Consider the following 10187-nt stretch of genomic DNA (forward strand, 5'->3'; position numbering starts at 1 on the left):
CGGCTGCCAAAACGGTAGTGTTGCGCAAAGCCAGCGTCTCTGATTACGCTCAACCCGCCTTGCATGGGACGGGAGTCAGCACTCAAGCGCTAACTCTCGTCGACAGGAGTCGACACATATGGCAACCATTAAAGTAGACGTCGTCAGCGCGGAAGAGCAAATCTTTTCGGGCCAGGCGAAGTTCGTCGCGCTGCCAGGCGAAGCGGGTGAACTCGGCATTCTGCCGGGCCACACGCCGCTCATCACGCGGATCCGTCCGGGTGCGGTGCGCATCGAAGTTGAAAACGGCGAAGAAGAGTTTGTGTTCGTCGCCGGCGGCATCCTCGAAGTCCAACCGGGTGCAGTGACGGTTCTCGCCGACACCGCGATCCGCGGCAAGGATCTCGACGAAGCCAAGGCCGAAGACGCACGCAAGCGTGCGGAAGAGGCGCTGCAGAACACGGGCTCGAACCTCGAGTACGCGACCGCACAGGCGGAACTCGCGTACGCGACGGCGCAGCTCGCGGCAATCCAGCGTCTGCGCAAGCTGCGCGGCCAGCACTAAAGCAGCACGTAGTAGAAGAAAGCAGCCTGCGCGGCTGCTTTTTTTTGATAGCTAGTTGACGTTTACGTAAAGGTCGGCAAAATCGACGAGGTTGGAGAAACGGACGGTCGCCGCTCGCCGCGGTCGATGCGACGCGGTGCGGGTAAGACTTGATGCCGGCAGGATACGCGCCGGTGCACAATCGATTTCAAATTCATTTCAATCGAGCGCGCTTGCGCTCACGGAGACAACACCATGGCAACGCATAGCTCGGGAGAAGGTGCGCTCATCGAACCCGCGGATGGACTGTCGTATGTGCGCGGGTCGACTGAAAATCCGTTGAGCGAAGCGACCGTCGGCGAGCTTCTGCGCGACACCGCGGCGCGCTTTCCCGACCGGCCGGCCGTGGTGTTTCGGGAGCAGCGCATCCGCTGGACGTGGAGCGAATTCGCGCAGGAAGTGGATGTGCTTGCGTCCGGGCTGCTTGCACTCGGCATCGCGAAGGGCGATCGCGTCGGCATCTGGTCGCCGAACCGCGTCGAGTGGCTGCTGACGCAGTTCGCGACCGCGCGTATCGGCGCGATCCTCGTCAACATCAATCCTGCCTACCGGCTCGCGGAGCTCGAATACGCGCTGAACAAGGCCGGTTGCAAGGCGATCATCACCGCCGAGCGCTTCAAGACGTCGATGTACCTCGAGATGCTGCAGGAACTCGCGCCCGAATTGGCGACGCAGCCGCCGGGCGAACTGCATGCCGCGCGGCTGCCGGAACTGCGCTACGTGATCCGCATGTGCGACACGGAGACCCCAGGCATGCTGAGCTTTTCCGACGTGATCGAGCGTGGCCGTGCGTCGTTCGACGCCACTCGGCTCGATGCGATCGGCGCGACGCTGTCGTGCCGGGAGCCGATCAACATCCAGTTCACGAGCGGCACGACGGGCAATCCGAAGGGCGCGACGCTGACGCATCGCAACGTCGTGAACAACGCGCGCTATATCGCGATGGCGATGCGGCTCAGCGAGCAGGACGGCCTGTGCATTCCAGTGCCGCTGTACCACTGCTTCGGGATGGTGCTGGCGGTGCTCGCGTGCGTGTCGGTCGGGGCGAACATGGTGTTTCCGGGCGAGGGCTTCGATCCGGCCGCGACACTCACCGCGACCGCGGAGGAAAAATGCACCGCGCTGCACGGCGTCCCGACGATGTTCATCGCAGAACTCGACCATCCGAGCTTCGCCTCGTACGACTTCTCGCGGCTGCGCACCGGCAGATGGCGGGCTCGCCGTGTCCGATCGAGACGATGAAGAAGGTCGTGTCGAAGATGCACCTGAGCGAGATCACGATCGCCTACGGCATGACGGAAACCAGCCCAGTCTCGTTCCAGAGCTCGACGACCGATCCGCTCGACAAGCGTACGACGACAGTCGGGCGCATCCAGCCGCATCTCGAAGTGAAAATCGTCGATCCGCTCGGCAATATCGTGCCGGTCGGCGAAACGGGCGAGCTATGCACGCGCGGCTACTCGGTGATGCTCGGTTACTGGGGGGACGAAGCGAAGACGCACGAGAGTATCGTCGACGGCTGGATGCACACGGGCGACCTGGCGACGCTCGACGCCGAAGGCTATTGCAACATCGTAGGCCGGCTGAAGGACATGCTGATTCGCGGCGGTGAAAACATCTATCCGCGCGAGATCGAGGAGTTTCTGTTCCGTCACCCGAAGATCCAGAGCGTGCAGGTGTTCGGCGTGCCCGATACCAGGTATGGCGAAGAAGTATGCGCGTGGATCGTGCTGCGGACCGGCGAACAGGCGACGGCAGAAGAAATCCAGCAGTTCTGCCAGGGACAGATTGCGCATTACAAGGTGCCGCGATATATCCGCTTCGTCGAAGAACTGCCGATGACCGTGACCGGCAAGGTGCAAAAATTCGTGATGCGCGAACGGATGATCGGCGAGTTGAAACTCAGAGAGGACAAGACGGCGTGACGCCGCCGCAGCACGCTGCGCAGCCAAATATGCCAAATAGGTACGGTAGAACAGGAGTTGCGCGGCGAGGATTCGTCGCGCGCAAACGTTTGAGCAGGCGAAAAAAAAGCGGGCCTGGAGCCCGCTAAAAACCACACGCTACGGGGTTAGCGCGAGGAGACCAAAGATGGGACGGTTATTACGACGCCCCTGCGTCGATGACGGCCCCAGCAGGGATGCCCCTTTACAGGGCTTCGGCAAGCGCCGACCGGCAAGTGCATCGTATCCGCTCACACCACGCACACAGCCACATCCGTGTTGAAACCGTTGAGGGCATTGTGGGCGAATTACCCTATGAACGCGGTAACAAAGTGTTTCAGGTTGTAACGCCCGCCAGATAAGGCGCTGCGGGATTTATTGCCAAAATGAAACCTTTAAAACGTAGTTATTACCGATGACTACGCCGCAATTTAATACGCATGATTGATGCCATTCATGACGTCTGGTGCAGCAGAAATTGGGTCACTCATCAGCATGAAATGGTTGCGTCTGCAGCGTTCGAGCGACGAATTTCCTGCGGAACCAGCGCTGTGACCCTGCCCCGAAATACATCGCAATTCGATGAAAAACCTGTGATGCAATGCAGCAAAGCGAGTCCGCTTGTGCCGCGTATTGGAAAGGGGCGCATCGCTGCACCTTGGACCTGACCCGGACAGTTATACGACCCGACGACGTCGCCCTTCGTTACATCATTGCCGGCACCCAAATCTCCAGGCGCGCGCAGGGCGCCCTCCCAATCAGTCAGCAGCTGACGGCCTCCAACGGACACGGTCGGCTTACTTCAACCACTTGTCCGAGATAGCCTGATACTCGCCGGTCGCTCGAGCGAGATGCAGCCACTGATCGACGTATTGCTGGAACGCGACATCCCCGCGCGGCAGCAACCAGGCCTTCTCGCCGTACTGGAACGGCTTGTCCGGATGCACCGAGCAGAGGCCGGGATTGAGTTTCTGCTGCAGCAGCGTTTCCGACGCATCCGTCACCATCACGTCCGCCTTGCCCGCGAGGATCTGCTTGAAGATCGTTACGTTGTCCGGATAAACGGTCACGTTTGCGTGCGTGAAGTATTGCTTCGCGAACTTCTCGTTGGTGCCCCCCGGATTGACGATCACTCGTGTGGACGGTTGATCGATCTGCGCGACCGTCTGATATTTGTTGACGTCGTCGCAACGGACGATCGGCGTTTTGCCGTCGATCATGTAAGCCTGTGTGAAGAACGCATGCTTCTGGCGCTCGAGCGTCGGCGACACACCGCCAATGCCGATGTCGCACTTTGCGACGAAGTCGTTCATCAGGTTCGACCACGACGTCTTGACGAACTCGACCTTCACGCCGAGCGACTTCGCGAGCGATTCAGCCATGTCGATATCGATGCCCTCGAACTGGCCATCGCCCCTGTAGAACGAATACGGCTTGTAGTCGCCGGTAGTGCAAGCGCGCAGCGTGCCGCGGCTGATGATGTCGTCGAGCCTGGAGGGCGCGGGCGCGGCGTTTTGCGCGCTGGCTACGCCGACGTGCATCAGGACGCCGGCGAGCGCGCCGAGCATTGCGAGTGCTGCCTTCTTCATCGAGTATCCTGGTGGTGTGTAGTGTGCAATTCATTGGTAAAGCTGTTGGATAGTAGCTTGGCAGCGCGGGCTTGAACATCGGCCGTTCAGCCAGGGCGACCCGGGCAGCGGAAGACATCGACCCTGGGCCCGTGCGGGCAGTGGCGGGCGGTAGCTGATCGAGGTGCGTCCGAGCTGCTTCCCGCCCGCTTCCCACGACGCGTCGTCGCCACATTCATTACCCCGCGACGCGCGATGTCCGGAGCCGCCTCCGGTAAAATGCTCCTTTGCCCTCAGCTCTTCAGTCGCACGCAACGTGGCCCATCAACTCCTGAACGACACTTTTCTGCGCGCGCTGCTGCGCCAGCCCACCGACTACACGCCGATCTGGCTGATGCGGCAGGCTGGCCGCTATCTGCCGGAATACAACGCCACGCGCGGCCGCGCGGGCAGTTTCCTCGGTCTCGCGAAGAACCCGGCTTTCGCGACGGAAGTCACCTTGCAGCCCCTCGATCGCTATCCGCTCGACGCCGCGATCCTGTTCTCCGACATCCTGACCGTGCCCGACGCGATGGGCCTCGGTCTCGAGTTCGTCGACGGCGAAGGGCCGAGATTTGCCCGTCCGGTGCGCACCGAAGACGACGTCGCGCGCCTGGCGGTGCCCGACATCGACGCGACACTGCGCTACGTGACCGACGCCGTGCGTGAAATCCGCTCGGCGCTGAAGGACGCGCAAGGCCGCCAGCGCGTACCTCTGATCGGCTTCTCAGGCAGCCCGTGGACGCTCGCGTGCTACATGGTGGAAGGAAGCGGCTCGGCGGACTTTCGCACCGTCAAATCGATGCTGTACGCGCGTCCCGATCTGCTGCAGCGGATTCTCGAGGTCAACGCGCGCTCGGTCGCGGCATATCTGAACGCGCAGATCGAAGCCGGCGCGCAAGCGGTGATGATTTTCGACACATGGGGCGGAGCGCTCGCCGATGGCATCTATCAGCGCTTTTCGCTGCGCTACATCGAGCAGGTGGTCAGCCAGCTGAAGCGCGAACACGACGGCGAAAAAGTGCCCGTAATCGCGTTCACGAAGGGGGGCGGCTTATGGCTCGACGACATCGCCGCGAGCGGCGTCGACGCGGTGGGCCTCGACTGGACAGTGAACCTCGGCACGGCGCGCGAACGTGTCGGTGGCAAGGTGGCGCTTCAGGGCAACATCGATCCGTCTGTGCTGTTTGCGCCGCCTGCCGCGATCCGCATGGAAGCGCGCGCGGTGCTCAACAGTTTCGGCAACCATCCCGGCCACGTTTTCAATCTGGGTCACGGCATTTCACAGTTCACGCCGCCAGAGCATGTTGCTGAACTGGTCGACGAAGTGCATCGTCACAGCCGCGTTATTCGTAGTGGCGCACCTACGCCCGCGTGAGTGTGTAATCATTACCGTTTCTTGTTGCACCGCAGCGAATTGGGCTCTCGCCCTAAGGACCGCGGCTCCGCGAATCCGCCGCCAGATGGTGGTCTTACGAAAGTCAAGAGCTGACTTATGCACACTTCGCACGCTGCGGCGCGGCAGAGACTTTAATCGTGCCCCGACCCTTGCACATACTCGGCGCATTTGATCTGAGCCTTGCCGGGCAAGGGTTTGCGGGGCGCGTGATGAAATGTGCGGAATCCCACACAAGGCCGTCGCGGCGCCGTTTGCGGCCCGTCGAAGCGAAGTTCTCAACAAAGTTATCCACAGGGCCGCGAGCCGAGCGCAATTGTTCAGTCGAATCCAAAACTTAGCGGTGAAATTAAGGTTTTACTTTAACTTCTACGGCTTCGCGTCCCATGCGACCCACCCCGCGCCGCGAGTTGGCCTCCTGCCGGCTCATCCTCAGCGCCACGCCGAGTGAACGAAATGTTCGTCCGCGTCGCGCTCGACCATCCGCTGCCGACCCTGTTCGACTACCGCTGCGACATCTCCGGGGCGGCTGTCGTAGGCACGCTCGTCAGCGTTCCGTTTGGCAAGCGGCACGTGGTGGGGCTCGTTTGCGAAGTGACCGCTCACAGCGACGTGCCGGCCGAGCGCCTGCGTGATGTGGATCAGGTCTGCACGGCGTGTCCGCCGGTGTCGGCACATTGGCTCGCGCTCGCCGCATTCGCCGCGGACTACTATCAGCGCGGTCTCGGCGAAGTGGCGCTGCCGGGGCTGCCGCAGGCGCTGCGCGACGCGTCGCGCTGGTCGCGGCTGTTCGCGCCGGAAGAGCGCTATCGGTTGACGGCCGAGGGCCGCACGGTATTGCCTGACGCCTTGCCGGCCCGCGCGACCGCGCTCCGAGCGCTCGCTCAAGCGCTCGCTCAAGCCGACTTCCTCCTCGCTGCCGACGCCCGCGCGCTGCATCCGAAGGCGCTGGCGACACTCGACACATGGCAGACGGCAGGCTGGGTCACGCTCGATGTGATCGACGCCGCCACGGTGCCCGCCGCCGCGTCGCTGCCGAATATGCCCGCGCCTGCCCTGCCAACCCTCACCGACGAACAGGCGAGTGCCGTCGAAGCGATCCGCGACGCCCACGGCTTCGCGCCGTTCCTGCTGCACGGGGTGACGGGCAGCGGCAAGACCGAGGTGTATCTGCGCGCGCTCGCCGCGATTCTGGCCGGCAAGCCCGATGCGCAAGCGCTCGTGCTGGTACCGGAAATCAACCTGACGCCGCAGTTCGAGGCGGCGTTCCGCGCCCGCTTCGCCGCGCTCGACGCCAGCGCGATCGTCACGCTGCATAGCGGCCTCGCCGAAGGCGAGCGCGCCCGCAACTGGTTCGCCGCGCACACCGGCCGCGCGCGCATCGTGCTCGGCACGCGGCTCGCGGTGCTCGCGTCGCTGCCGCGGCTGGCGATCATCGTCGTCGACGAGGAGCACGATCCGGCCTACAAGCAGCAGGAAGGCTTGCGCTATTCGGCGCGCGATCTCGCGATCTATCGGGCGAAGCAACTCGGCGTGCCGGTCGTGCTTGGCTCGGCAACGCCGTCGCTCGAGAGCTGGTGGCAGGCAGATCAGGGCCGCTACGAGCGGCTCACGCTGTCGCGCCGCGCCGTCGCCGAGGCCGCACTGCCGAGCGTGCGTCTCATCGATCTCGAAGACGAGCGCCGGCGCGGGCGGGCATCGATCGAAGGTTTGTCGGGCCCGTTGATCGCCGCGATGAAGGCGCGGCTCGAACGCGGCGAGCAGAGCCTCGTGTTCCTCAACCGCCGTGGCTACGCGCCGCAACTCGCCTGCGACGCGTGCGGCTGGGTGGCCGGTTGTCCGCGCTGCAGCGCCTACGTCGTGCTGCACAAGCCCGAGCGCGCGCTGCGCTGCCATCACTGCGGCTGGGAGTCTCGTATCCCGCGTTCGTGCCCGGAGTGCGGCAACGTCGATATCGCACCGCTCGGGCGCGGCACGCAGCGCGTCGAGGAAACGCTTGCAAGCGCGGTGCCGGGCGCCCGTGTGCTGCGTATCGACGCCGACAGCACGCGCCGCAAGGGCAGCGCGCAGGCGTTGTTCTCGGACGTGCACGCGGGCGAGGTCGATATTCTGGTCGGCACGCAGATGATCGCGAAGGGACACGATTTCCAGCGCGTGTCACTGGTTGGCGTGCTGAACGCCGATACCGCGCTGTTTTCGCATGATTTCCGCGCGAGCGAGCGCCTGTTCGCGCAGCTGATGCAGGTGAGCGGCCGCGCGGGCCGCGCCGGTCTGCCGGGCGAAGTGCTGGTGCAGACGCGCTATCCGCGACACGCGCTGTATCACGCGCTGTGCCGTCATGACTACGTCGGCTTCGCCAATGCGACGCTCGCCGAGCGACGCGACGCGCACCTGCCGCCGTTCGTCTACCAGGCGCTGTTGCGCGCCGAAGGCCGCACGCTCGAAGCGGCGCTCGCGTTTCTGCAGCAGGCCGCCGCCGAACTTGCGCGGATTCCTGCCGCCGAGCGCGTCACCGTCTACGACGCAGTGCCGCTCACGATCGTCAAGGTGATGCACGTGCATCGCGCGCAGTTGCTGATCGAAAGCGCATCGCGCGCGGCGCTGCAGGCTACGCTGCGCGCGTGGCAGCCACTGTTGCGCGTGCTCAAGGGCGTGCTGCGCTGGAACCTCGAAGTCGATCCGCTCGACATCTGACGCCACGGGCCAGATGACGCCCGCCATACTTCTTTGAGTCATATCCATAGAGCGAATGATCGTTTCGCTTTGCGATCCCGCTCGCCTATAGTCGCCAAATCGGCGCATTTTGGGGCTAAACGACAATAACTTCGCGCCGATGCCACCCAACTTTCGCGGGGCATCTGCAATGAGCGACACCCATCACACCGCGCCGGAGGGCGCCGCGCCGGCTCAGCGGCAAGGTACACAAGACGCGCAAACCGCACGAGGCAGCGGCTTTTCGCTGACCGAAGACTGGCTCGCCGCGGGCGTCGGCCTGCTCGTGATCGTGATCGCGTGGGCGCTGTTCGCGTCGGGCAGCAGCATCAAGTGGCTCGCGGTCGCGCCGGCCAAATGGTCGAGCGTCGCGCAGGCCGCGCAGGACATCGGCAAGCATCTACCCAACTACTTCGCGCTATTCGCGACATTCGCGGTGCTGTTCGGCGCGAGCGTCGCCCTGCTCCGGCAGCGCGTCGGCGCGTTTCTCGCCGCGTTCGTCGTGGTGTTCGTCGCTTCCGCGCTGATTCTGACGCTCGGCGCATGGGTCGACGCGTCCAGGTACAACCTCGAGCCGCCGCTCGTCGCGCTCGCGCTCGGGCTGCTCGTGTCGAACCTGTTCACGCTGCCGGAGTGGCTCGCGGCCGGGCTGCGCGTCGAGTTTTACATCAAGGTCGGTATCGTGCTGCTCGGCGCGACGCTGCCGTTCACGCTGCTCGTGTGGGCCGGTCCGGTCGCGGTCGTCCAGGCGAGCATCGTGTCATTGATGACGTTCTTCGTGATCTTTCTCGTTGCGCGAGCATTCGGACTCGATCGACGCTTTGCCGCCGTGCTCGGTGTCGGCGGCGCGGTGTGCGGCGTGTCGGCAGCGATCGCGATTGCCGGCGCGGTACGGGCGAAACGCGAGCAGGCGTCGGTCGCGATCACGCTGGTCGTGCTGTGGGCGATCGTGATGATCTTCGTGCTGCCGTTCGCGTCGCGCTCGCTCGGACTGCCGACGGCCGTCGCCGGCGCCTGGATCGGCACCTCCGAATTCGCCGACGCCGCGGGCATCGCCGCCGCCCAGGCCTACGGCGATTTCGCGCGCCACGCAGGCGGCGCGATCGCCGGCGCGCCGGAAGCGTCGTTGCAGGCCTTCACGCTGATGAAGGTGGTCGGCCGCGACATCTGGATCGGCATCTGGGCGTTCGTGCTCGCAATCGTCGCGACGACGCGCTGGGAAGCGCAGGGGAGCGGCGTCGCCGCGCGCGCGAATGCCGGTGAGATCTGGGCGCGTTTCCCCAAGTTCGTGATCGGCTTCGTGATCGCGTCGGCGTTGGTCACGTGGATCGCGAGCCATTATTCACTCGCCGATTACCGTAAGGTCGTCACGCCGGAGTTCGTCGCGCCGATCACGGTGCTGCGCACGTGGGCGTTCACCTTCTGCTTCCTGAGCATCGGTCTGACGACGCGCTTGCGCTCGCTTGCCGCGACCGGTCTGAAGCCGTTCCTCGCGTTCACGGCGGGCGTGGTGGTCAATATCGCGATCGGTTACGCGCTGTCCGCACACGTGTTCGCGTCGTACTGGAACAGCCTCGGATAACGCCGTGAAGATTCCGATGGATCGTGGCGCCGGCGCTGCGCCACACGTAGGCGCTGTAGAGCGCAACTGCGCGGCGGACGCGCCCTGCTGCGCCGCATGCCGGCATCGCGTGAGCGAACGGGATGCGCTCGAGCAGCGTATCCCAGGGCTTGCCGTGTTCGGTTCAGGGTTCGGCGCGAGCGTCGCCGATAGCCGACTGTGTGGTCTGCATGACCAGTTGGTATCGCCCGGCGATGTCTGTGCGCGGTTCGAGCCGGTTGCGCCGTCGCTCGGGCCGCGCTGATCCAACAGCGATCTTCAGGCGCAAATCCCCGCGCCAATCCAGTCGCGAATCCCCACATTCGCGCGCATCCGGCTTCATGAG

7 protein-coding genes and 1 pseudogene are annotated in these 10187 nt (G+C 64.3%); 7 read left to right on the top strand and 1 reads right to left on the bottom strand.

Annotated elements, in window-relative coordinates; genetic code table 11:
* Window positions 1–118 precede the first annotated feature (118 nt).
* The 3 genes and pseudogenes from OKW39_RS12290 (at window position 119) to OKW39_RS12300 (ending at window position 2508) form a co-directional block, all read left to right on the top strand.
* The gene (locus OKW39_RS12290; protein ID WP_090802403.1) at window positions 119–544 is read left to right on the top strand and encodes a F0F1 ATP synthase subunit epsilon; all 426 of its coding nucleotides are present in this window, start codon (window positions 119–121) and stop codon (window positions 542–544) included.
* A gap of 234 nt (window positions 545–778) precedes the next feature.
* A pseudogene (locus OKW39_RS12295) lies at window positions 779–2004 on the top strand (AMP-binding protein); the annotation flags it as partial.
* Window positions 2005–2175: 171 nt separating this feature from the next.
* Window positions 2176–2508: an AMP-binding enzyme gene (locus OKW39_RS12300; RefSeq protein ID WP_429563489.1), complete on the top strand. Its 333-nt coding sequence runs from the start codon at window positions 2176–2178 to the stop codon at window positions 2506–2508.
* 815 nt (window positions 2509–3323) lie between these two features.
* Here the strand turns inward: OKW39_RS12300 and OKW39_RS12305 are convergent.
* Window positions 3324–4115, bottom strand: coding sequence for a transporter substrate-binding domain-containing protein (locus tag OKW39_RS12305; protein ID WP_184051712.1), 792 nt, complete (start codon window positions 4113–4115; stop codon window positions 3324–3326).
* A gap of 295 nt (window positions 4116–4410) precedes the next feature.
* On the opposite strand from OKW39_RS12305, the gene hemE reads away from it, so the two are divergent.
* From hemE to OKW39_RS12325, 4 genes are all read left to right on the top strand, one after another.
* Complete coding sequence (gene hemE / locus OKW39_RS12310) at window positions 4411–5511, top strand: uroporphyrinogen decarboxylase (RefSeq protein ID WP_429562771.1); 1101 nt, start codon at window positions 4411–4413, stop codon at window positions 5509–5511.
* Between the two features lie 474 nt (window positions 5512–5985).
* On the top strand, window positions 5986–8223 hold the full coding sequence (locus OKW39_RS12315; protein WP_429562772.1) for a primosomal protein N': 2238 nt from the start codon (window positions 5986–5988) through the stop codon (window positions 8221–8223).
* 169 nt (window positions 8224–8392) lie between these two features.
* A complete protein-coding gene (locus OKW39_RS12320; protein ID WP_429562773.1) occupies window positions 8393–9823 on the top strand; it encodes a YeiH family protein in 1431 nt (476 codons plus the stop codon).
* A 4-nt stretch (window positions 9824–9827) separates the two neighbouring features.
* Window positions 9828–10106: a hypothetical protein gene (locus OKW39_RS12325; protein WP_429562774.1), complete on the top strand. Its 279-nt coding sequence runs from the start codon at window positions 9828–9830 to the stop codon at window positions 10104–10106.
* Window positions 10107–10187: the final 81 nt, after the last annotated feature.

Source organism: Paraburkholderia sp. MM6662-R1 (assembly GCF_050436245.1).
Lineage (GTDB): Bacteria > Pseudomonadota > Gammaproteobacteria > Burkholderiales > Burkholderiaceae > Paraburkholderia > Paraburkholderia tuberum.